Raw genomic sequence first — 21799 nt, 5'->3', positions numbered from 1 at the left:
CCCGGAATATCGGGGCTTGCTACTGTTCCTGTTCGTAGCGGTCCAGGGTGTCGCTGGCGATTTCCCGACCCAGGGCGATCAGTTCCGGGGCCTTGTAGAACTCGAAGAACCGGCACACGCGCTTAGGCACGTTGATCAATATGTCCGGTGGGTAGCCGGCGATCTTGTACTGGGCCAGGGACGTCTGCATCACCTCGAAGCTCTGGTTCACCAAGTCCAGTAGCGAGGCCGGACCGACGTTGTCGATGATGAACGAACCGCTGGCGGACTTTGGGGCACCGTCAGTTTCTGGTGCAGCCGCCGGTTGCTGGGATTCCGGTTCGGCACCCTCGACCCAGGGATTGATCTCGGCGGCTTCGCTCTTGAAGGCTTCCTGTTCGAGCAGCAACAGTTGCTCGGCCTGTTTGCGCCGGAACGGCAAGTGCGAACCCAGGGAGTTGATCAGGCTGTCGAAGCGGCTTTTGAACGCCGGTGGGCGCTGGATCACCGGCAACTGATAATGGCGCTGGTTGGTGGAGTTGAGGTTGACTGCGATGATCAGGTCGCAATGGCTGGAGACCACCGGCACGATCGGCAGCGGGTTGAGCAGACCGCCGTCCACCAGCATGCGGTTGCCCTGCATCACCGGGGTGAACAGGCTGGGGATGGCTGCGGACGCGCGCATGGCTTGATGCAGGCAGCCTTCCTGGAACCAGATTTCCTGTTGGTTGGTCAGGTCGGTGGCTACTGCGGTGTAGGGAATGCGCAGGTCTTCGATATTCACTTCTCCGACGATCTTGCGGATCTGGCCAAAGACTTTCTCGCCGCGAATCGCCCCCAGGCGGAAGCTCACGTCCACCAGGCGCAGTACATCGAGGTAATCCAGGCTTTCGATCCACTCCCGATACTCGGCGAGCTTGCCTGCGGCGTAGATGCCGCCCACCACGGCGCCCATGGAGCAACCGGCGATGCAGGCGATGTCATACCCGCGTCTTTCGATTTCCTCGATGACCCCGATATGGGCGTACCCGCGAGCGCCCCCCGAGCCGAGGACCAATGCGACACGTTTGTTCATGATTCGTCCCTTCGCCAAACAGGTTGCAACAATGCACCCATAGCGCCCCGGGGTTCAATTGCTGATACGAGGCCGGACCTGCCCGGTGTTTTTTCCTAGGGGGTCTCGGGCCGTGCGGCTATGCTCCTGCGGCTATATTTTCCAAGGGATGAGTCAGGCACTTTTTTACGCTGTGATCGTCTTAACCTGTACGACTGTTTTCTTTTCTTGAGGTGTCATTGATGAAAGCCTGGATCTGCTTGCCCCTGATGGCATTGGTACTGACCGGTTGTGCAGGCAAGACCGCCTACCGCGACAGCTGCGGCACTCAGCTGGACGCCGCCTGGCACGAACTGGACCTGGCCAAGGCCGAAGGCTTCGCCGGCACTGTGAGTTACTCCAAGGCCTTGTCGTTGCTGACCGGCGCCAAGACTCAGCAGCAATTCGAAGCCTTTGAAGGTTGCACCAAGAAAGCCGAGAAGGCGCGCTTCTATATTCGTGAGTCCCGCGCCGGGCGCTGAGCCGCGCCAGCCGCTACGCTGAAGCGGTCAATCACCACCCCGGACCCGAATGACCTGGCGCAATGCCGTTCTTGGGCCTGGGGTGCCATTCTTGAGTCGGATAAGCCCATGTCGGGCTTGTGAGCCGTATTGGGGAAAGCCAGATGTCTGCCTTGGTTGATCGATTGGTGGCTCAGATCCTGGGCCTGGAAGTGAGCTTGCTGGCTTGTCAGGCGCGCCTGTCTGCCGTCACCGATGCCGAGGCACTGCACGATTTGCGTATTACTGTGCGCCGCTTGCGCAGCTTGTTGCGTCCACTGCGCGGTTTGCCCGGTGTCGAGCAGTTGGAGGCCGCGGCCAGTGCGGTCGGACAACTGACGACGCCGATTCGTGACCGTGAAGTGCTGGCGGCCTATCTGCATCAGCATGGTCTGCATGCTGCCGCCGAGCATCGCATTGCCCAGTTGGACGGGGAGTATTCGGCGATAGCAGCAGGGCCGCAGTTGGCGCAGTTGTTCCTGGTACTGGATGCGTTTCCGCGGTTTCTACGGGCTTCCGAGCGGCAGGGGCTGCTGCGTGGTTTACGGGGAAAGATTGAAAAGCGCTTGTCCAAGCAGTGGAAAGTCCTGGGAGAGGCGTTGCGCGATCCTGCCCATGATCGTCATCGCCTGCGACTGTTGATCAAGCGTGTGCGCTACGCCGCCGATGCCTACCCGGAACTGGATCGTTTGCCACCCCAAGCCATGAAACGCCTCAAGGCAGCCCAGGGAGCACTGGGCGATTGGCATGATTGCTGGCAATGGCTGGCTCAGGCCGAACAGCAGATGGACTTGCTGCCCTGTGTAGCCACTTGGCGTAAAACCATGCTCCAGTCCCAGGCCCGCGCCGACCAGGTGCTGGACAAGCTTCACGGCGCTTGCTTCAGGAACTGATCACTGTTGTGCGGCTTATCTGTCCGCTGCTTTGGCCGGAATAGTGGCTGTGCGGCTCTACGACGCTGGTTAAGATCCCTGAGTCTATTTTTTGCCCCCCCGAGGTTTTCATGCGTTTTTACGATTTGCTTGAGGCCGTACGCGGCCAACCCCAGGCGCTGACCATTCCGGCCGAGTGGGCTCAGGGGCGCGCCAGTTTTGGTGGCCTGGTGGTTGCCTTGCAGTACGAAGCGATGCGGGCAAAGGTCCCGCAGGACCGGCCGGTACGCTCCCTGGCGGTCACCTTTGTCGGTCCAGTGTCACCGGATGTACCGGTCAGTTTTGAAGTGGATGTGCTGCGCGAAGGCAAGGCTGTCAGCCAGGTGCTGGGACGCGCCGTGCAGGACGGCCAAGTGGTGACCTTGGTGCAGGGCAGTTTTGGCGCTTCCCGTGAGTCTGCGGTCAGTGTTGGCGCCCTACCGGCGCCTGAAATGAAGCATTGGGATGAGTGCCAGGAACTGCCCTACATCAAGGGCGTGACGCCGGAATTCATGCGTCATCTGGCAATGCGTTGGAGCATCGGCGGCATGCCCTTCACTGGCAACCGTTCCCGGGACATGGGGGGCTGGGTACGCCTGCGTGGGGATGTCAAGGAGGAACCAGTGACCGAGGCGCATATCCTGGCGCTGGTGGATGCCTGGCCGCCGGCCCTGTTGCCGCATTTGAACAAGCCTGCGGCGGGCAGCACCCTGACCTGGACCATCGAATTCGTCCAGCCGTTGTTGTCAGTCAGCACCCTGGACTGGTGCAAGTACCGGGTGGAAATCGAGCATGCCCGGGATGGTTACGGGCACGCCGCCGCAGCGTTGTGGAGTCCTGAGGGACAACTGATTGCCCTGAGCCGGCAGACGGTAACCATCTTCGCCTGAGCCTTCAGTGACGGTGGCGTTGCCGCCAGGCACGCCACCAGGCACCGCTGAGGACAAAGCGTGGAAAGGTCACGAACTGCTCCACCAGCAGGCGTTGTACCGCATCTTTGCGATCACTGAAGGGCTCGGAAGCTTGTGCCTCCAGGCTATGGCCGTGACGCTGCAAACCCAGGGCAGCCAGCACTCCGAGCACGCCAATGGCCAGGCTCAGGAAACTCAGCGAGAACACTCCCGAAGCAATCAACAGAAAACCGACGATAAACAGGGGGACGGCAATCAGGTGCAAAACCAGGTTGGTCGGATGCTGATGGTTTTGTGGGTAGACGCGCCATTGCCAGGCGGGGAGGTTGGGGTGACGTTTGCCCATGATGATCATCCTTAGTGCTTGAAAACTCATGAACCAAGAATAGGGCGCAGTCGGTTTGGCGGCGAATCAAGACTGGCTATCGGTTCGATAGCCAGTGGGTTGGGGGGCAAGTGGTTGCGATGGGGCGGTCGCTTATCCTGCCGGATCAGAGCTTCAACTGGCCGATGGCCTTGCTCAATTCGCCGGCCAGGGTCGCCAGTTCACTGCTGGTGGTGGCGGAAGCAACGGTCTGTTGCACGGTGTTTTCGGTGACATCGCGAATGCTGACCACCGCTCGGTTCATTTCTTCGGCCACCTGGCTCTGTTGTTCTGCGGCGACGGCGATCTGAGTGTTGCTTTCGCGCATCTGTGCCACCGCACCGGTAATTTCCGCCAGTGCCGCCCCGGCTTCCTGTGCCTGCTGCACGCAGTCGTCGGCCTTGAACGAGCTTTCCTGCATGAAGTCCACCGCATCGCGGGTGCCGGCTTGCAGGGCGGATACCATGCCGGTGATTTCGTCGGTGGAAGCCTGTACGCGCTTGGCCAGGTTGCGTACTTCATCTGCCACCACGGCAAAGCCGCGGCCCATTTCACCGGCTCGGGCGGCTTCGATGGCAGCGTTGAGCGCCAGCAGGTTGGTTTGTTCGGCGATGCTGTGGATGACGTTGACCACGCCGTTGATCTTCTGGCTGTCCTCGGCGAGTTTCTGAATCATCTCGGCGGTTTGCTGCACGCCACTGGACAGCCCGGCTATGGATTTTTGCACTCGGCCGACCACTTCATGGCCGGTGCCTGCCAGGGCGTCTGCGGTTTGCGACAGGTCCCGAGTGGCACCCGCATGCTGGGCAATGTGGTAGACGGTGGCGGACATCTCGTTGATGGCAGTGGCGGCCTGATCGGTTTCGCTCTGCTGGCCGAGCATGCCGTGGCGTACATCATTCATGCTCGAGGCCAGGCGCGCGGCGCCCTGATCCAACTGGCGAGCGGTATTGGCCACAGTATTCACCACCCGTTGATAACCGGCCTGCATGGCGTTGAAGGCGCTGGCCATCTGGCCCACTTCGTCCTTGCAGGACAGCGGTACGCGGGCAGACAGGTCGCCGGTCTTCTCAACATGCAGCATGACGTCCTTGAGGGTATTGAGCTGGCTGAGGAGAAAGCGAATCAGCAACTGCGAGGCGCAGAGCATGGCGAACATCAGGATGAATACGGCCACCGCATAGTTGGTGAAGCGGTCGCTGAAGACCTGGGCCAGGCTTGGAGCATGGGCCAGTACTGCGACCTGCTGGCCGTCGGCGCGATGGACGACTTCGGCGCCCAGCAACGGGTTGGCACCGAACAGTGGCATGTGGTTGATCTCGATCCAGCCGTTGGCGCCGTTCAGCTCGGGCAACGCCTGGTCGTTGAAACTGGGCGTCTGTCCCTGGGAGAAAGTCAGTAGGTGTTCATCGGTGGGCAGGGGCTGTCCTGCAGGCCAGGCATTGAGCAGCAGGGCCTGGCTATGGGCGGCGGCTTGGGCGGTCTGGCTACGTGCCTGCTGCTCCAGTTGCACGGCGTACAGCACCAATAACAAGGTGGTCACAAAGGCGACCGCATTGACCGCCCAGAATTTGTATTTCAACGAGATATTGCTAAGCCAGGCACCCATAGAAGGTCTTCTCTGATTGAGCGAAACAGTATTGGCAAGGTGCCAGTATTGTGCCGCCATGATCTCGGAAAAATCTTGATATGAGTCAAGCAATCTCTGGCAAGCGGAAGAAAGCTCTGGAGCAGGCGGTGCTGTGGTTGGCCAGGTCTGTCGGGGTCTCTTCCCGGTGCAGTGCCACTTCCCTCAATACTTCAGTCAGGTAGGCCGGTTCGTTACGGCCGTTCTTCGGTTTTGGGCGCAGGCTGCGCGGCAGCAGATAGGGGGCATCGCTTTCCAGCATCAGACGCCCGCGGGGGATGTTGCGCACCAGTGGGTGCAGGTGGGTGCCCCGGCGTTCGTCGCAGATCCAGCCGGTAATGCCGATGTGCAGGTCAAGATCAAGGTAACTGAACAGCGCCCGTTGTTCACCGGTGAAGCAATGCACCACGGCTGCTGGCAAACGGTCACGAAAGTCCCGCAGGATATCCAGCAGACGCTGATTGGCGTCGCGCTCGTGGAGGAACACCGGCAGTTGCAGCTCGGCCGCCAGGGCCAAGTGTTCTTCCAGGACTTTTTCCTGTTGTGGGCGGGGGGAGAAATCGCGATTGAAGTCCAGTCCGCATTCGCCCACTGCACGTACCCGTGGCTCGCTGAGCAGTGCACGCAGACGCCGGGAGCTGTCGGTATTCCAGTCACTGGCAGAGTGAGGGTGCAGGCCCGCGGTAGCGAACAGCCGCTGCCCGTTGCTGTCCAGTTGCTGGCACAGTTCCAGGGCCTGTTCGCTGCCTTCGACGCTGGTTCCGGTCAGGATTAATTGGCAGACCCCAGCCTCATAAGCACGATCGAGAACAGCTTGGTGTTTTTCGGCAAAACAGGGATTGGTCAGGTTGACGCCGATATCGATGAGTTGCATGGTGCTATCTCCGCCTGCGGCCGGAAAGCATATCAGAGCTGTAGATTTATAAGAAAAACCAAGAACTACAACGAGTTAACGCTGTCTTTTGCTGCCGGAAGAACGTGATGTCCAGGCTTTTTGCTGTCATTGCGCTTGTCTTTCGCACCCTGCCAGTGCTCATGGCGCTCTGTTTCTGTCGATCAATTCTTCAAAAAACGACGAAGGGTTGAACAGTATTCTTTGCGGAGAACGGATGACCCGACCCTCGATATTGCTCGCGCTGTGCCTGACGTTGTTGCTACCAATGCCGGCCGTGGCGCGCTTGGCCGGGCCGTCGGAAACCCAGACTGCGGGAAAGGTCCGCGACCTAGCGGAGATCCGCAGCAGTCGTGTGCTGCGAGTACTGGTCAATCAGAGCCGCAATAGTTCCGGTGAAGTCCAGGGCCAGGCCATTGGCGTCGAGTACCATCGTCTGCGCTCGTTCGAGCAGTATCTCAACGGCCATGCCCGTGACGGCCAGGAAATCAGCCTCAAGATAATCCCCAAAGCCAAGGATCAACTGCTGGGCGCCTTGCAGCGAGGAGAAGGGGACCTGGTAGCACCCGGGGAATTGTTGGAGGCCCAGCCAGGGCATGCGGTCAGTTCCAGCGATCCGATCGTCAGCAATGTTCCCTTACTGTTGGTGGGGATCAAGGGCGAGCGTCGTTATACGCGTATCGAACAGTTGTCCGGCAAGACCTTGACCCTGACCACCGGCAGCGCCGCCGGGGATGCCGTGAGTCAGATCAATCAGAAACTGGCACTGCATAAGCTGGCGCCGATCAAGGTCGAGTGGGTGGACCCCAGTCTGGCGGTGGAAGATGTGCTGGAAATGGTCCAGGGCGGGATCTTTCACCTGACCATCGTCGAGCAGCCGATTGCCGAGCGTTGGAGCAAGATCCTGCCCAAGTTGCGTTTTGACAAGCAATTGAAGATCAGTGAACCGGGAGAGGAGCATTGGTTTGTTCGGCGCGATGCCTCGATGTTGCGGGCAAGCATCGATCGTTTCCTCAAGACCTATAAAACCCCGGCGGACCAGGATGTAGCCTTCCTGCGCATCTACCGCCGCCAATACCAGGTGCATTACCCCCTGGCTCGTGCCGATCGACAGCGGTTGGAAAAGCTTCGGCCGGTGCTGCAGAAGCATGCAGGGGAGCAGGGTATGGACTGGCTGAATCTGGCGGCTCTGGCCTTCAAGGAGTCGGCGTTGCAGCCCAACGCCAGGAGCGGCAGCGGCCCAACCGGACTGATGCAGATCACCCCTTCGGCGGCGCAGCGGGTCGGGGTCAACAATATCCAGTCGCTGGACAACAATGTTCAGGCCGGGGCCAAGTACCTGGCGATGATCCGCCGCAAGTTCTTCGCCAGCCCCAAGCTCAACGAGCGTGAGCGTATGGCGTTCGTCCTGGCGGCCTACAATATGGGTCCGGAACGGGTACAGGGAATGCGCAGCGAGGCCCGGCGCCGCGGATTGAATCCCAATCAATGGTTCTTCCAGGTTGAGCGTATTGCCATGGAGCAGGTGGGCATGGGCGCGGTCAGCTATGTTAATAGCGTCAATAAATACTATCTGGCATTTGACCGCGAGCGAGACTCTCTGGAGCCTCAGGAACGAAAAGTTGTGTCTCGAAAATGATCGAAAAAACTGATTTTTATCTTGGGTTTTTTGCGCTTTTAACATGATAAAAACTGATTAATATGGCGACCAACTTCCCCACCTTACACAGGACTACAGAACATGAGCACACTGATCAAAAACCTACTGAGTACTCGCGCCGGTTACGGCTTGACCGTTTTACGGATCTTCGTCGGCATCATCTTTGCGGCCCACGGTTCGCAGAAACTCTTTGGTTGGTTCGGGGGTGGTGGTCTGGCGGGAACGGCTCAGTGGATGGAAAGCATAGGCCTGGCTCCTGGCTATCTGATGGCGTTGTTGGCAGGTGGTACCGAGTTCTTCGCTGGCTTGGCGCTGGTGATTGGTCTGCTTGCGCGTCCGGCAGCCTTGGGCTTGTCCTTCACCTTGCTGGTGGCGATCTTCTCGGTGCATATCGGCAACGGTTTGTTCATGGCCAATAACGGTTATGAGTTCGCCCTGGCTCTACTGGGCGGTACTGTCGCGGTCCTGTTCGAAGGGGCTGGCAAGTTGTCTGTGGATGCAGCAATAACCAAGTGACCTGATGGGCTTGATTCATCTGCCAAGGCGGTCTCCGGAGGCTCTGGATCAACTGCCAGGAAAATTTTCAAGGCCTGCCAATGCAGGCCTTTTTCGTTGCTGGGAAATCTTGACACTGACCTGTCGGCTTCTCTAGGATGCTGCCTATGCGCCGATTTAAACAGCTACTTGCGGGGCGCCAAGTGAGTCGAAAGATCACTGATAGAAGCTATAGTCTGGCTTCGAAATACCGCTAAAGCGCTGGTTCGGTGTTGCCTCTCACCTGCCCGGCAGAAACTTGAGGCAGAGACACAATACGATGAATGCACCACGCCCCCTTGTACGTCTTGCGCCGATCACGGCGAGTCTTTCCCAGCGCAACCCGAAAATCCTTCTTGGCGGCAAACACCAACCTACGTTGTTGCGTTATCTCGACGGCTGGCCACGGCGTTCCCCGGGCCCGTCTGCCTTTTTGATTCAGTTTGTCGAAGAGGGCGAGTCATTGGCGCGTTTTGCCAGCGACAGCTTTGATCTGGCGGTCATTCCGGCCCCCAGTGCAGCGGATGCCGCTGAAGTCATCAAGCAACTGACCCGTGTCGCCCGTCAAGGGCTGATCATTCGCCGCTAGTTGCAGAGCGGTTCCGACGGCGCTGTACAGTCTGCTGCTGAACTGCGCCGTATTCAGATCGTGACTCCACCTACACAGGCACTGATTGGGAAGTTCCCAGTTGCAGCTACGGCCGGTTATTAATGAAGCGACAACGGTTTGGTGTTCAAACTACGGCGTTACGTTTTGCCAGGTCGGCCAGCGCCACGAGGTTGGAAATGTTGAAGCGCTTGAGCAAGCGAACCTTGTAGGTACTGACGGTCTTGTGGCTGATCAACAGAGCGTCGGCAATCTGCTGGTTGTTGAGGCCGGTGGCCAGTAGCTTCAGTACCGTGATCTCGCGATCGGTCAGGCGCGAGATCAACACGCTTTCCTGGCTGGCGGCATTGGTGTTCTGCTGCAGGATATTGATGGTGTCTTCCGGAAAGTAGCTGTACCCGGACAGAATGGCTTTAACTGCATTGGCCAGTTCGTGAAGGTTTTCGGTCTTGCACAGAAAACCCGCTGCTCCAGCTTGCAGGCAGCGCAGGGCGAAGTTCTTCGAATCACTGGAAGTCAGGACCAGGGTTTTTACAAGCAGGTCCGCGGACTTGATATGGGCGATGACCGAAAAACCGTCCAGGTTGGGTATACCCAGGTCGAGGATCAACAGGTCCGGCATGTGCTTTCGCACCAGTTGCACTGCGTCCGCACCGTTGTCGGCTTCGGCGACGATGGTGTGATGGTGGGGTTCCAGCACCGACCTGATGGCCAGTCGAATCAGAGGGTGGTCATCGACGATAATGATGTTGCCCATTTAGTGCGTTCCCTTTGTTTTTAGAGGTGTTGGTCAGTGTTGGCGGGTGCTTTGGATAAGTAGGTTTCACGTTGTACTGTGCGCTGGGTGCAAACACTGATGCTTGAAGTGTGTCTTGTGCCGTAAGCCCCAGCTGTTTGGCCCTATGATTGGCTGACCTCTCTGAAATCTAAATCGGACAAATCTGATAGTGCTGCCGGGCTGGTTGAGGGGGGCGCAACAGCCTCCCACGACAGGCCGAGTGCATTGGTTCATTCAAATAACAGAACAGCATGTACAAGGCTGGAAGGTGACAAGCCAATTGAGTACCAAGCTCATCACACAGGATGGTTACGACGCTCTGAAGCAGGAGTTGGATTATCTGTGGCGGCAGAAACGCCCGGATATCACCCAGAAGGTCACTTGGGCCGCTTCACTGGGTGACCGCAGTGAGAACGCGGACTATCAGTACAACAAAAAACTCTTGCGGGAGATTGATCGCCGGGTGCGTTACATACGCAAGCGGCTGGAAGACATGAAGGTGGTTTCCTACGCGCCAGAGCAAGAGGGGCGGGTGTTCTTTGGTGCCTGGGTGGAAGTGGAAAACGAGGCTGAGGAGATCAAGCGCTTTCGTATCGTCGGATACGACGAGATTTATCTGCGCAAGGACTACATTTCCATCGACTCGCCAATGGCCAGGGCGCTGTTGAAGAAGGAAGTGGGTGATGAGGCCATCGTCCATACCCCGGCAGGCGAGACCTGCTGGTGGATCAATCAGATCGACTATGTGAAGTAGGCTCGCCAGCCTGTACTGGCGAGCTGTTGCTCTTCATCCTTCGCGCAGGACGCTCAATGGGCTGGCGTTCAACGCCCGGCGGGTACCAAAAACGCCGGCCCCGCCCACCAGCAGGGCACCGATCAGCGGCAGCAGCAACAGCCAGGGATGTGGGTGCCAGGGCAGGTCGAAGGCGAACCGGTAAAGCACCAGGCTGACCAATTCGCTACCCAGGGCCGCCAGCAGGCCGCTGACTGCACCTAGAAGACCGAATTCGATCCGCCGTGCCTTGACCAGCAACCGCCTCTCGGCACCGAGGGCGCGTAACAGCGCACCTTGGCGAATGCGCTCGTCCAATGTGGCCTGCAGGCCGGAAAACAGCACTGCCATTCCCGCCGCCAGGACAAACAGCAATACATACTCCACCGCCAGAGTGACCTGGGCCAGGATGCTACGCAGTTGCTCCAGCAAGGCCTCCACTTGAAGAATGGTCACCGCTGGAAAGGCCCTGGATAGCTCGATGACCTGCTGGTCGTGTCCCGGACTTAGATAAAAGCTGGTCAGATAGGTGGCAGGCAGGTCTTTCAGGGTGCCTGGCTGGAAGATCATGAAGAAGTTCGGTTGGAAGTTGTCCCAGTTGATGCTGCGCAGGCTGGTAACCCGGGCTTCCCGATTAACGCCCGCGACGGTGAAGGTCAGTTGGTCTCCCAGTTTCAGTTTCAGGCTTTGTGCAACCTTGGCCTCTACCGATACGCCGGGCACATCACCGGCGGGCTGCGCTGACCACCAGTCGCCTTCGGTGATGCGGTTGCCGGCCGGCAGGTCGGCGGCCCAGGTCAGGCTCAGGTCGCGCTGTACCGCACGGTCGCCACTGGAGTCCTTACTGACAATCTCCCTTACAGGCTCACCGTTGATGCTCACCAGGCGTCCTGGAACTACCGGATACAGCGGCGCTGAAGGGGCAGAAAGTTGTACCAGGCGTTCGCTAAAAGCCTGTTTTTCGGCGGGAAGGATATTCAGTGCAAAGTAATTGGGGGCATTCTTCGGCAACTGGTTCTGCCAGGTATCCAGCAGTTCGCCCCGCAGCAGGGCGATCAGTGCCATGGACAGCAGAATCAGTCCAAAGGCCAGGGACTGTCCGGCCGCCGCCAAGGGATGCCGCAGCAACTGGCCAAGCCCCAGTCGCCAGGGCAGGGAAGAACGGGCCAGCAGGCGCCGCAGGCTTTGCAGCACCAAAAGCAGTAACCCGCCCAGTACCAGCGCCGCTATCAGGCCGCCGCCGAGCAGGGCAAAGGTCAGGATCAGATCCAGGCTCAGGCGCCACATGATCAGGCCCAGGGCAAAAAGCGCGGTGCCGTAGATCATCCAGGTACTGGAAGGAATGGGCAGCAGGTCACGGCGTAACACTCGAAGTGGCGGGACCCGCCCCAAGGCGGCCAGAGGGGGTAGGGCAAACCCTGCCAGGGCTACCAGCCCGGTGCCGATGCCGGCAATGGCTGGGAACAGGCCTCCTGGAGGCACATCGCTGGGCAGCAGGTCATGCAGCAGATAGAACAGGCCAAGTTGGGCCAACCACCCCAGCAGTGCGCCGCAGAGGCTGGCCAGGAGCCCCAGAAGTCCCAATTGCACGCTGAACAGCAGCATGGTTTCCCGCCGCGATAGGCCGAGGCAGCGTAGCAATGCGCTGGCATCGAAGCGCCGGGCTGCGAAACGATTGGCCGATAGGGCGACGGCGACCCCGGATAGCAACACGGCCACCAGACTAGCCATGTTCAGGTAACGCTCAGCCTTGCCCAAGGCCCCCCCAATCTGCTGGTTGCCATCGCGGGCATCCTGTAGTCGCTGGTTGGCCGCCAGGCCCGGCTTGATCAGTTGGCGATAGCTCTCAAGAGCCGGCGCCGGGCCGCGCCAGAGCTCCTTGTAGCTGACCCGGCTGCCCGGCTGAACGACGCCAGTGGCTTGCAGGTCATCCAGGCTGATCAGCACTCTAGGCGTCAGGCTATAGAAGTTGCCGGCTCGGTCGGGCTCATAGGTCAGGACCCGCGCCAGGCGCAGGGGCTGCGTACCGACGTCGATGCTGTCGCCGATCTTCAGATTCAGCGCGGTCAGCAGGCGTGATTCGACCCAGGCTTCGCCGGCCTTTGGACCTCCACCGGGCTCTTCAACGCCGTAGGGCGCTGGCGCACTCTTGAGCTGGCCGCGTAGTGGGTAGGCACTGTCCACTGCCTTGATACTCGACAGTTGAATACCATTGTCGGTGGCGATAACGCTGGAGAATTCGACGATGCGCGCATGATCGAGTCCCAGTGCCCGCCCGCTGTCGGTCTGTTCCGGGCGTGCCGGCGAGCTGCCCTCCAGAAGCAGGTCAGCCCCGAGGAATTCAGTAGCCCGCAGCAGCATGGCTCCGTTCAGGCGGGCACCGAAATAACCAATGGCGGTGCTTGCCGCCACAGCCACCAGCATGGCAAAGAACAGCACCCTTAACTCCCCGGCGCGGGCATCGCGCAACAGCTGACGCAGGGCGAGGCTGAACAGGCGCAACAGCGGCAGACGTGCCATCAAGGCTCCAGAGGGGCGACCAGCAAGCCCGCTTCAAGACGGATCAAGCGCCGGCAACGATGGGCCAGGCGTTCATCATGGGTCACCAGCACCAGGGTCGTGCCGCTCTCCTTGTTGAGCTCGAACAGCAGGTCGCTGATGCGTTCACCGGTGTGGCTGTCGAGGTTGCCGGTAGGTTCGTCGGCAAACAGCACGTCGGGTTCGGCGGCAAAGGCCCGGGCGATGGCCACTCGTTGTTGCTCACCGCCGGAAAGCTGGCGGGGCGAGTGGCTCAGGCGCTGGCCGAGGCCGACCCGTCGCAGCAGCTCGGTGGCGCGCTCACGGGCGTCGCGGCGGCCATCCAGCTCCAGAGGGAGCATGACGTTTTCCAGGGCGTTGAGGCTGTCGAGCAACTGGAAGGATTGAAACACGAACCCAACGTGCTCGGCCCTGACCCGTGCCCGCTGATCTTCATCCAGGCGACTCAAGGCTTGGCCGGCGAGGGTGACCTCACCACTACTGGGCAGGTCGAGTCCCGCCAGCAAACCGAGCAGTGTGGATTTTCCAGACCCTGAGGCGCCGACTATGGCCAGACTGTCGCCCTGGTTCAGCTCCAGACTGAGTTCATGAAGGATGGTCAGTTCACCTTCCGCGCTGGGAACCACTTTGCTAAGGTTCCGCGCAGTGAGAATGCTTGCGCCCATGGAGAATCCGATGCGTGTATGGTTTTTGAGTGCCGGCCTGGCCTTGATGTGCATGGCCCAGAACGCAGCGGCGGGTACGGTCCTGATCGTGGGCGATAGTATCAGTGCGGCTTTCGGCCTGGATACCCGCGAAGGGTGGGTGGCTCTGTTGGATAAGCGGCTCAAGGACCAGGGTTTCACCGACAAAGTGGTCAACGCCTCGGTCAGTGGCGACACCAGTGCCGGTGGCCTGGCGCGGCTGCCGGCGCTGCTTGCAGAGCATAAGCCTGAGGTGGTGATCCTCGAGTTGGGCGGCAACGATGGCCTGCGCGGTCAGCCGCCTCAGCAATTGCAACAAAATCTTGCGTCGATGATCGACAGTGCCCAGGCCGGTGGAGCCAAGGTGCTGCTGTTGGGCATGCAATTGCCGCCCAACTATGGTGTGCGCTACACACAGGCGTTCGCTCAGGTTTATAGCCAGTTGGCCAGTGACAAGAAGGTGGCGCTGGTGCCGTTTTTTCTTGATGGGGTCGGTGGTCATCCCGAGCTGATGCAGGCAGACGGTCTGCACCCTGCAGCAGCGGCTCAGGACAAGTTGCTGGAAAATGTCTGGCCGACGCTAAAACCGCTGCTTTGACGCTTTTCTAGCGGCAGTGTTTCGGCTAATGTGGCGCCCCCGATTTGGAGCCCCCGATGCCGCGTCCCGCCTGGTCCCTGTTTGCCTATCAACTGATCGAGCCTGATGAACAGCTTGACCTGTTCGCCTGCCAGGAAGTTCGAGTGCATCTGGTGACGCGTCAGCTGGAGTTGGGCGGTTCCGCCGACCGGACGTTGTGCGGCACTTTGTTGCCCGCGCAGCCGCGCTGGTCGAGTGTGGATCGGACGATTTTCCAGGATCAGCGACTCTGCCCTTTGTGTCGGGCAATCCTGGAGTCGCAAAAGCGTGGCACCCCGCCGATCTGGCCTGAGTTGCGCTTCGAGCTGTAGGCGGTCGATAGCGGACCGTTTCGACAGGGATTTCATGTGTCTGTGCTTGTGTCTCCCGCTTGGCTCCCGCAGCCAGAGGGCGGGGTGTACAATCGCGTTTCTATCACTCGTTGTTCATGCGAAGGATTATCCGGATGTTGCCGCGCCTCCCCGCCGTCACCCGCTGCCTGACACTTGCCGCATTGTGTGTGGTCGGTCCCGTTGCAGCATTGGAATTGCCTCTACCACCGCCCGGTGAAGACATCGTCGGCCAGGTGCAGGTGATCAAGGCCAAGTACGAAGACACCTTCGCCGACCTGGGTACTGCTTATGACCTGGGGTATCTGGAGATGGTGGCGGCCAACCCGGGAGTCGACCCCTGGTTGCCCGGTGCGGGCACCGAGGTCATCCTGCCCACCCGTTTCATCCTGCCCCCCGGGCCCCGTGAGGGCATTGTGATCAACCTGGCGGAGTATCGTCTTTACTACTTCCCCAAGGGGCGGAATGTGGTTTACACCTTCCCGTTGGGCATTGGACGTGAGGGCTGGGGCTCGCCGATCGCGCATACCAGCATTACTGCGAAAACCCCGAATCCAACCTGGACTCCGCCGGCGTCAATCCGAGCCGAACATGCTGCGGACGGTGATCCGCTGCCGAGCGTCGTGCCGGCAGGGCCGGACAACCCGCTCGGGCCGTTCAAGTTCACCCTGGGTACGCCCGGTTACCTGATCCACGGTTCGAACAAGAAGTTCGGCATCGGCATGCGCACCAGCCATGGCTGTTTCCGCATGCTCAACAACAACGTGCTGGAAATGGCCGGCATGGTTCCGGTAGGAACTTCCGTGCGTATCATCAACGATCCGTACAAGTTCGGTATCAGCGATGGCAAAGTCTATCTGGAGGCGCATACACCTTTGGATGACAAGGGTAATCCTTCAGTGGTCGACAAGCACACTGCGGTGATCAATGCCTTGCTCAAGCGCGAAGATCTGGCCAACAACCTGCGCATGAACTGGGATGTGGTCAGGGATGTAGTGGCGGCCGAAGATGGCTTGCCAGTGGAGATCGCAATACCGACCACGGCGCCTGCAACATCGTTGTCCAGCGCTCCGTTCGATCTGCAGCAGTAAGGGATAGAACAACAACCCGTCGATACCTGCCGGTATCGACGGGTTTTTTATTGCCTGTGGAAAATCCCAGGCAATAAAAAAGCCGATCCAAAAAATGGATCGGCTTGATAACAATCCCGAGGGACTATTACTTGCGGCTAGCTTTTTCCAGCATACGCAGAGCGCGCTCGTTAGCTTCGTCAGCAGTCTGTTGTGCTTTTTGAGCAGCAGCCAGAGCTTCATCAGCTTTACGATAGGCTTCGTCTGCACGAGCCTGAGCACGAGCTGCTGCGTCTTCAGTAGCAGTCAGACGAGCTTCGGTTTCTTTGGATACGCTGCTGCAACCGGTAGCCAGAACTGCGGCCAGAGCCAGAGCAGAGAATTTCAGAACGTTGTTCATCGTGTTCCCCTTCAAGGACTTTCTATTAGTAGCTATCACCTCAGAGTGAGGAAATAGCCGGCGTACATACTACCCATTACTTGTAGTAAGTAAACTGACGTAGCGCAAGAAGCAAAAAAAATTCTAGGCGGTGATTCTTTTTCGAGCAACTTTTGAAGCGGTTGTATAAAAAATATTCAGCGGCAAGGCTCTGTCAGAGGGGGCTGGTTGTTTGCCAGCATTGGTCTTGGACTTTTCCATGCGCTGTTTCGGAGTCTAGGCTAAAGTCGGTCTATATTGTGTCGATGGCACTTTTCTTCAGAATCTGCCTAGCCTTGACCTATCTTTGTCCATCTTGCCGGTGACTTTAAGAGGCGGCGCTCGTCTTAAGTTTCAGCATCCGGCGATGTATAGCCTCAACGCATTTTTGCACTGGGCCTGACGGTGGTTTCTGCAAGGCTTGCTGAGGGCATTTTGCGCTGATCTGTGACGAGCATGGCTTGAGCATTTATGCCAAGGGCGCCTACTATTTTGTAACGTGCTCGTGATGTAAGAGCGATGCCTTCTTCGCGGCGTCCGACAGGCACGAGGTGGCGTAAGTTGTTCCTTCGCCGGAAAAACATCGGTAAGGTAGGGGTCAGCATTCCAGACCCGCAAGGAGTAGTGATGAGCGAGGCGTTGTCCATCCACCATGACCAGGCTGGTCATCAGTTCGAGACCAATGTGGACGGTCATCGTGCCTACCTGACCTATATGGACCTGGGTAAGCAAACCCTGGATATCTACCGCACCTTCGTGCCCAACGCATTGCGTGGGCGCGGCATTGCCGCGGCACTGACTGAGCAGGCGCTGGAGTATGCCGAGCGTATGGGCTACACAGTGATTCCATCCTGCTCTTATGTAGAACGCTACATGGAACGCCATCAGCGTCACGCCGCAAAGCTCTGATCGGGGCCGACCATGAAAAACGCCGGGCTTGGCCCGGCGTTTTTGTATCTGGCGAAAAGGATCAGCTGCGATCGCGTTTTGGCAGTACGTCCTTGAGCTTGGCGTGCATGCTGCGCAGGGTTTTCTCGGTGCTTTCCCAGTCGATGCAGGCGTCGGTAATCGATACGCCGTACTGCAGGTCCGACAGGTCCTTGGGAATCGCCTGGCAACCCCAGTTCAGATGACTTTCCACCATCAGGCCGATGATCGACTGGTTGCCTTCCAAGATCTGGTTGGCGACGTTCTCCATTACCAGAGGTTGCAGCGCCGGATCCTTGTTGGAGTTGGCATGGCTGCAGTCGATCATGATGTTCGGCTTGATCTTGGCCTTGCTCAGGGCTTGCTCGCAGACAGCGACACTCACCGAGTCATAGTTCGGCTTGCCATTGCCGCCACGCAGCACCACGTGGCCGTAGGCATTGCCTTTGGTGGTGACGATCGATACGCCGCCTTGTGGGTTGATCCCCAGGAAACGATGCGGGCTGGATACCGATTGCAGCGCGTTGATCGCCACGGTGAGGCCACCGTCGGTGCCATTCTTGAAGCCCACGGCCGACGACAGGCCGGAAGCCATTTCCCGGTGGGTCTGGGATTCGGTGGTGCGGGCACCGATGGCCGACCAACTGATCAGGTCCTGCAGATATTGCGGGGAGATCGGGTCAAGGGCTTCAGTGGCGGTAGGCAGGCCCATTTCAGCCAGGTCCAGCAACAGTTGCCGCCCGATATGCAAACCGTCCTGAATCTTGAACGAGTCATCCAGGTAAGGGTCGTTGATCAGGCCTTTCCAGCCGACAGTAGTACGGGGTTTCTCGAAGTACACCCGCATTACCAGATAGAGAGTGTCGGAGACTTCCGCTGCTAAGGCCTTGAGACGTTCGGCGTACTCGTGTGCTGCCTTGATGTCGTGGATTGAGCAGGGCCCAATGACGATGAACAGACGGTGATCAGTGCCGTCGAGGATGTTGCGAATCACTTCGCGACCCTTGGTCACTGTGCGCAAGGCGGTGTCGCTCAGCGGGATGTCTCGTTTGAGTTGATCAGGGGTGATCAGGGTCTCGTTGGAGGCGACGTTAAGGTCGTTGATCGGTAAATCAGCCATCGTGTTACTCGTCAGGTCACGGGTGCCGGCCGCCAGCGATCCCCGCGCGGCGGAGCACAGCGGATTTGGGCGCGTCGGGGAGCGGAACCTTAGCGCGTTACCCGGTGACTCTACAATGGGCAGGCGGCGGTTTTATTGGGCTAAGGCTGTACAAAAGCCTGGTGCACGCGGTCCTCGGAATAGTCCTCTGCGTGCTGCTCGACCCAATTCAGAGCCAGGGCCTCGATGCATTGTTGTTCGCTCTGAGGTTCATGCAGGCGGCAGTATCGGGCGATCTGGCACACCTGTTCGCCCATGCGGGCGCCGAACAGCGTTTGTTCATCGACGAAAGCGATGCCCACCAGGTAGCCGCGCTTGCGCTTCAGGCACCAGGCGACATAGCCGTTGTAGCGCGCATTTTCCCCCAGCGTCGGCATATACACTTCAAGTGCGGTGCCGTGGCGCCAGGCACGGTGGTAATTGCACGCCATGCCACCGAGGCTGATAGTGTGCAAACGCTGACGGGAAATGCAGGCGTATTTACGCAGGGTCAGCTCAACCGGAACATCATCAGGATGAGGCAAAAAACGTCCCATGACCGCAGACTCCGAGTGTCGTCCAATTGACATTGTTTCCCCCAGTATAGTGGTCGAATTGGAACTGACAGACTTCGATATCGACCAGCAATTGCTGGGTCTGGACGGCGTTTCTCTGGTGCTTTTCACCAGCGTCGGCTGCTCCAGTTGCCGTTGGGCGCGGGCGCAACTGCCGGGGCTGGGCTTGCCGGTCGATCGGTTGTGCTGGGTCGATGCCGCTGACAGCGGAGGCGCGGTGGAGCGCTATCAGGTGTTTCACCTGCCGGCCCTGTTCGTGGTGAGCGACGGTGAGTTTTATGGGGCGTTGCAGTCGCGGCTGACGTACAAGGAGCTCTCTGAGGGCCTGCGTCAGGCGCTTAATCGAATACCAGAGGAGTTGCCTTGATGGATGCAGGTCGTAAACCGCGTGTGGGCATTATCGGGACCGGAGCGATCGGAGGTTTTTACGGGGTGATGCTGGCACGCGCCGGTTTCGACGTGCACTTTCTATTACGCAGCGAGTTCTCGACGGTGGTGGAGCAGGGGCTGCAGGTCAACAGCGCTCAGCACGGGGCGTTGAGCCTGAAACCGGTTCAGGCGTACGCCAGCGCTGAGGAGATGCCGCCTTGTGATTGGCTGCTGGTGGGGGCCAAGACCACCAGCAATGTCCAGTTGGCGCCGGCGATCATTCAAGCGGCGGCGCCTGATGCCAAGGTTCTGTTACTGCAGAATGGCCTGGACGTTGAAGATGGCCTGCGCGCCGTGCTTCCTGAGTCGCTGCATCTATTGGGTGGCTTGTGCTTTATCTGTGTTCATCGGGCGGGTCCCGGCCAGATTGAGCACCAGGCTCTCGGTGCGGTCAATTTGGGCTACCACAGTGGTCCGGCAAGCGCTGATCCGGCGTTGAGCCAGACTATTGTCGAAGAAGGGGCGGCGTTGTTTCGTGCAGCCGGGCTTGATTCCCAGGCCATGGGCAACCTGCATCAGGCGCGTTGGCAGAAGCTGGTGTGGAATGTGCCTTACAACGGTCTGTCGGTGCTGCTCAAGGCCAGTACTACGCCGCTGATGGCCGATCCGGACAGTCGCGAGTTGATTCAGGACCTCATGCAGGAAGTGCTGCAGGGGGCTGCGGCTTGTGGCCATGTCATTCCAGATGCCTACGCTCAGCAACTGTTCAAGTCCACCGAGCACATGCCCGATTACTGGCCGAGCATGTACCATGATTTCCTGCACCAGCGCCCTCTGGAGTTGGCAGCCATTTATGCCGCACCTTTGGCGGCAGCCAGGGCCGCTGGCTGTGAGCTGCCGAAAATCCAGGCGTTGTACCAGGCCTTGAGTTTCATCGATCGGCATCACGCTTGAGCGGATTACCTGAAGGGGACGGAATATGGCAAAGGGCCTGGATGGCAAGCTGGTGGTGGCGATTTCGTCACGGGCGCTATTCGATCTGAGCGACAGTCATAAGGTCTATCTGGCCCAGGGTGTCGAGGCTTACAGGCAGTACCAGATCGAACACGAGGAGGAGATCCTCGAGCCGGGCGATGCCTTCCCCCTGGTGAAGAAGCTGCTCAGTTTCAATGCCAGTCTGGGGCGTGCGCGGGTCGAGGTGGTGCTGGTTTCACGCAACAGTGCCGACACCGGTCTACGGGTGTTCAACTCGATCCAGCATTACGGTCTGGGTATTTCTCGTGCGGCGTTCGTCGGCGGTCGCAGTCCCTATCCTTATCTGGCGGCCTTTGGCAGCGATCTGTTTCTCTCTACCCATGCCGACGACGTACGCAGTGCTCTGGAGGCTGGGTTTGCTGCCGCGACCATCCTCTCCGGCGGTGCTCGGCGTGCCGCCAATGGCGAGTTGCGCATCGCCTTCGACGGTGACGCTGTGCTGTTTTCCGATGATTCGGAGCGGGTCTATCAAGCCGGTGGCCTGGAGGCCTTTCAGGCCAGTGAGCAGCAATCGGCCCGGGAACCATTGCCGGGCGGCCCGTTCAAGGGATTTCTAGCGGCACTCAATCTGCTTCAGGGCGAGTTTCCCAACGATGCCTGCCCGATTCGCACAGCCTTGGTCACTGCGCGTTCGGCGCCGGCCCATGAGCGGGTGATCCGCACTTTGCGCGAGTGGGACATTCGTCTGGACGAGTCCTTGTTCCTGGGCGGCCTGGAGAAAGCCGCCTTTCTTGAAGCCTTTGCCGCCGATGTTTTTTTCGACGACCAGGCGGGGCACTGCGAGTTGGCCCGCGAAGTGGTTGCCACCGGTCACGTGCCCCACGGCATCAGCAACGAAGCCAGGGATTGAGCCCTAAAATCCCCGGTTTTGCGTCGAACCTCCCACAGTTCCAGGCACTGCTAAGCTGAATCAATCTCCGCCATCTTGGCAGTTGAGGAGGTCATATGATTCGTTCGATGCTGTATGCCACCGACCTCGGTCTGTATGCGCCCTTTGTCATGCAGCATGCCCTGGAGCTGGCTCGAACGTTCAATGCCGACTTACATGTAGTGCACGCAGTGGAACCCATGGGGCTATTTGCCGAATCGGTGTTGCAGAGCTATCTGGATGAGCAGTCCTTGAACGAGTTTCACCGCCAGGGCTTGAGCACGGTAATGGCCAATATCGAGCAGCGGGTGCTGGACAGTTTTCGCGAGGAGTTGGGGGAGGGCATGCAGGACCTGACCTTGATCCAGTCGGTGCGAGTGCTTCAAGGGGACCCATCCCAGGTGATTCTGGATCAGGCGGCGAAACTCTCGGTGGATTTGCTGATCGTAGGAAGTCACAGCCACGGGGGCGGTGCGCAAACCCCTTTGGGGCGTACGGCAGCACGGGTTTTGCAACTGGCCAAAGTGCCGGTTTATCTGGTGCCTCTGGTGCAGCGTCGGCGTCAGGGGGATGTCTGAGGGCGG

25 protein-coding genes are annotated in these 21799 nt (G+C 59.2%); 15 read left to right on the top strand and 10 right to left on the bottom strand.

Features of this window, described 5'->3' with window-relative positions:
* Positions 1–19: 19 nt before the first annotated feature.
* Entirely contained in the window at positions 20–1054 is a 1035-nt protein-coding gene (locus ACSSVC_RS26430) for a patatin-like phospholipase family protein (protein WP_123727037.1), read from the bottom strand.
* Positions 1055–1275: 221 nt separating this feature from the next.
* Between ACSSVC_RS26430 and ACSSVC_RS26425 the strand changes: the two genes are divergently transcribed.
* The 3 genes from ACSSVC_RS26425 (at position 1276) to ACSSVC_RS26415 (ending at position 3373) form a co-directional block, all read left to right on the top strand.
* Positions 1276–1554: a hypothetical protein gene (locus ACSSVC_RS26425; protein ID WP_213665776.1), complete on the top strand. Its 279-nt coding sequence runs from the start codon at positions 1276–1278 to the stop codon at positions 1552–1554.
* Positions 1555–1697: 143 nt separating this feature from the next.
* On the top strand, positions 1698–2465 hold the full coding sequence (locus tag ACSSVC_RS26420) for a CHAD domain-containing protein (RefSeq protein WP_346632184.1): 768 nt from the start codon (positions 1698–1700) through the stop codon (positions 2463–2465).
* A 110-nt stretch (positions 2466–2575) separates the two neighbouring features.
* Entirely contained in the window at positions 2576–3373 is a 798-nt protein-coding gene (locus ACSSVC_RS26415; protein WP_492611678.1) for an acyl-CoA thioesterase, read from the top strand.
* Positions 3374–3377: 4 nt separating this feature from the next.
* Here the strand turns inward: ACSSVC_RS26415 and ACSSVC_RS26410 are convergent, their stop codons facing one another.
* The 3 genes from ACSSVC_RS26410 to ACSSVC_RS26400 all read right to left on the bottom strand — a co-directional run bounded on the left by ACSSVC_RS26410 (position 3378) and on the right by ACSSVC_RS26400 (position 6259).
* Positions 3378–3740: a terminase gene (locus tag ACSSVC_RS26410; RefSeq protein WP_346632182.1), complete on the bottom strand. Its 363-nt coding sequence runs from the start codon at positions 3738–3740 to the stop codon at positions 3378–3380.
* A 145-nt stretch (positions 3741–3885) separates the two neighbouring features.
* A complete protein-coding gene (locus ACSSVC_RS26405; RefSeq protein WP_346632181.1) occupies positions 3886–5367 on the bottom strand; it encodes a methyl-accepting chemotaxis protein in 1482 nt (493 codons plus the stop codon).
* Between the two features lie 85 nt (positions 5368–5452).
* A complete protein-coding gene (locus ACSSVC_RS26400) occupies positions 5453–6259 on the bottom strand; it encodes a TatD family hydrolase (RefSeq protein WP_346632180.1) in 807 nt (268 codons plus the stop codon).
* 235 nt (positions 6260–6494) lie between these two features.
* Here ACSSVC_RS26400 and ACSSVC_RS26395 point away from each other — a divergent pair, with 235 nt between their 5' ends.
* The 3 genes from ACSSVC_RS26395 (at position 6495) to ACSSVC_RS26385 (ending at position 9060) form a co-directional block, all read left to right on the top strand.
* Entirely contained in the window at positions 6495–7916 is a 1422-nt protein-coding gene (locus ACSSVC_RS26395; RefSeq protein WP_492611677.1) for an MltF family protein, read from the top strand.
* A gap of 102 nt (positions 7917–8018) precedes the next feature.
* Positions 8019–8453: a DoxX family protein gene (locus ACSSVC_RS26390; RefSeq protein ID WP_346632178.1), complete on the top strand. Its 435-nt coding sequence runs from the start codon at positions 8019–8021 to the stop codon at positions 8451–8453.
* A gap of 298 nt (positions 8454–8751) precedes the next feature.
* The gene (locus ACSSVC_RS26385) at positions 8752–9060 is read left to right on the top strand and encodes a class I SAM-dependent methyltransferase (RefSeq protein WP_346632177.1); all 309 of its coding nucleotides are present in this window, start codon (positions 8752–8754) and stop codon (positions 9058–9060) included.
* 145 nt (positions 9061–9205) lie between these two features.
* Here ACSSVC_RS26385 and ACSSVC_RS26380 read toward each other — a convergent pair whose 3' ends face one another.
* Complete coding sequence (locus tag ACSSVC_RS26380) at positions 9206–9835, bottom strand: response regulator (protein ID WP_317069484.1); 630 nt, start codon at positions 9833–9835, stop codon at positions 9206–9208.
* A gap of 301 nt (positions 9836–10136) precedes the next feature.
* Here ACSSVC_RS26380 and greB point away from each other — a divergent pair, with 301 nt between their 5' ends.
* Complete coding sequence (gene greB, locus ACSSVC_RS26375) at positions 10137–10610, top strand: transcription elongation factor GreB (RefSeq protein WP_492611676.1); 474 nt, start codon at positions 10137–10139, stop codon at positions 10608–10610.
* A 33-nt stretch (positions 10611–10643) separates the two neighbouring features.
* On the opposite strand, the gene ACSSVC_RS26370 is transcribed toward greB, so the two are convergent.
* Together ACSSVC_RS26370 and ACSSVC_RS26365 are read right to left on the bottom strand one after the other, a co-directional pair.
* Positions 10644–13148 carry an ABC transporter permease gene (locus ACSSVC_RS26370; RefSeq protein WP_404937444.1) on the bottom strand — a complete coding sequence of 835 codons (2505 nt, stop codon included), beginning with the start codon at positions 13146–13148 and terminating at the stop codon, positions 10644–10646.
* Entirely contained in the window at positions 13148–13831 is a 684-nt protein-coding gene (locus ACSSVC_RS26365) for an ABC transporter ATP-binding protein (RefSeq protein ID WP_102860886.1), read from the bottom strand. Before ACSSVC_RS26365 ends, ACSSVC_RS26370 begins: the two co-directional genes overlap by 1 nt.
* Before the next feature lie 10 nt (positions 13832–13841).
* Between ACSSVC_RS26365 and ACSSVC_RS26360 the strand changes: the two genes are divergently transcribed.
* From ACSSVC_RS26360 to ACSSVC_RS26350, 3 genes are all read left to right on the top strand, one after another.
* Entirely contained in the window at positions 13842–14447 is a 606-nt protein-coding gene (locus tag ACSSVC_RS26360; RefSeq protein ID WP_346632174.1) for an arylesterase, read from the top strand.
* Positions 14448–14503: 56 nt separating this feature from the next.
* Positions 14504–14797 (top strand): hypothetical protein, encoded by a 294-nt coding sequence (locus ACSSVC_RS26355; protein WP_007931378.1) that lies wholly within the window; start codon positions 14504–14506, stop codon positions 14795–14797.
* Positions 14798–14931: 134 nt separating this feature from the next.
* Positions 14932–15906 (top strand): L,D-transpeptidase family protein, encoded by a 975-nt coding sequence (locus ACSSVC_RS26350; RefSeq protein ID WP_346632173.1) that lies wholly within the window; start codon positions 14932–14934, stop codon positions 15904–15906.
* A gap of 127 nt (positions 15907–16033) precedes the next feature.
* Here ACSSVC_RS26350 and oprI read toward each other — a convergent pair whose 3' ends face one another.
* Positions 16034–16285, bottom strand: a complete 252-nt coding sequence (gene oprI, locus ACSSVC_RS26345; RefSeq protein WP_003448337.1) for an outer membrane lipoprotei OprI — start codon at positions 16283–16285, stop codon at positions 16034–16036.
* Positions 16286–16930: 645 nt separating this feature from the next.
* Between oprI and ACSSVC_RS26340 the strand changes: the two genes are divergently transcribed.
* A complete protein-coding gene (locus ACSSVC_RS26340) occupies positions 16931–17212 on the top strand; it encodes a GNAT family N-acetyltransferase (protein ID WP_011062548.1) in 282 nt (93 codons plus the stop codon).
* Between the two features lie 61 nt (positions 17213–17273).
* On the opposite strand, the gene ACSSVC_RS26335 is transcribed toward ACSSVC_RS26340, so the two are convergent.
* A complete protein-coding gene (locus ACSSVC_RS26335) occupies positions 17274–18350 on the bottom strand; it encodes a 3-deoxy-7-phosphoheptulonate synthase (RefSeq protein ID WP_016967428.1) in 1077 nt (358 codons plus the stop codon).
* A gap of 140 nt (positions 18351–18490) precedes the next feature.
* The gene (locus ACSSVC_RS26330; RefSeq protein WP_102860889.1) at positions 18491–18925 is read right to left on the bottom strand and encodes a PilZ domain-containing protein; all 435 of its coding nucleotides are present in this window, start codon (positions 18923–18925) and stop codon (positions 18491–18493) included.
* Between ACSSVC_RS26330 and ACSSVC_RS26325 the strand changes: the two genes are divergently transcribed.
* From ACSSVC_RS26325 to ACSSVC_RS26310, 4 genes are all read left to right on the top strand, one after another.
* Complete coding sequence (locus ACSSVC_RS26325) at positions 18924–19310, top strand: YbbN family protein (RefSeq protein ID WP_346632172.1); 387 nt, start codon at positions 18924–18926, stop codon at positions 19308–19310. The two genes, ACSSVC_RS26330 and ACSSVC_RS26325, sit on opposite strands and share 2 nt — an antisense overlap.
* Complete coding sequence (locus tag ACSSVC_RS26320) at positions 19310–20266, top strand: putative 2-dehydropantoate 2-reductase (RefSeq protein ID WP_346632171.1); 957 nt, start codon at positions 19310–19312, stop codon at positions 20264–20266. The genes ACSSVC_RS26325 and ACSSVC_RS26320 overlap by 1 nt, the downstream gene beginning before the upstream one ends.
* Before the next feature lie 25 nt (positions 20267–20291).
* Positions 20292–21197 (top strand): 5'-nucleotidase, encoded by a 906-nt coding sequence (locus tag ACSSVC_RS26315; protein WP_346632170.1) that lies wholly within the window; start codon positions 20292–20294, stop codon positions 21195–21197.
* A gap of 95 nt (positions 21198–21292) precedes the next feature.
* The gene (locus tag ACSSVC_RS26310) at positions 21293–21793 is read left to right on the top strand and encodes a universal stress protein (protein WP_102860893.1); all 501 of its coding nucleotides are present in this window, start codon (positions 21293–21295) and stop codon (positions 21791–21793) included.
* Positions 21794–21799 lie beyond the last annotated feature (6 nt).

Source organism: Pseudomonas sp. E1BtOHC1, from assembly GCF_058744285.1.
The sequence above is the reverse complement of the archived record's forward strand: the minus strand, read 5'-3'. Positions and strand labels throughout refer to the sequence as shown.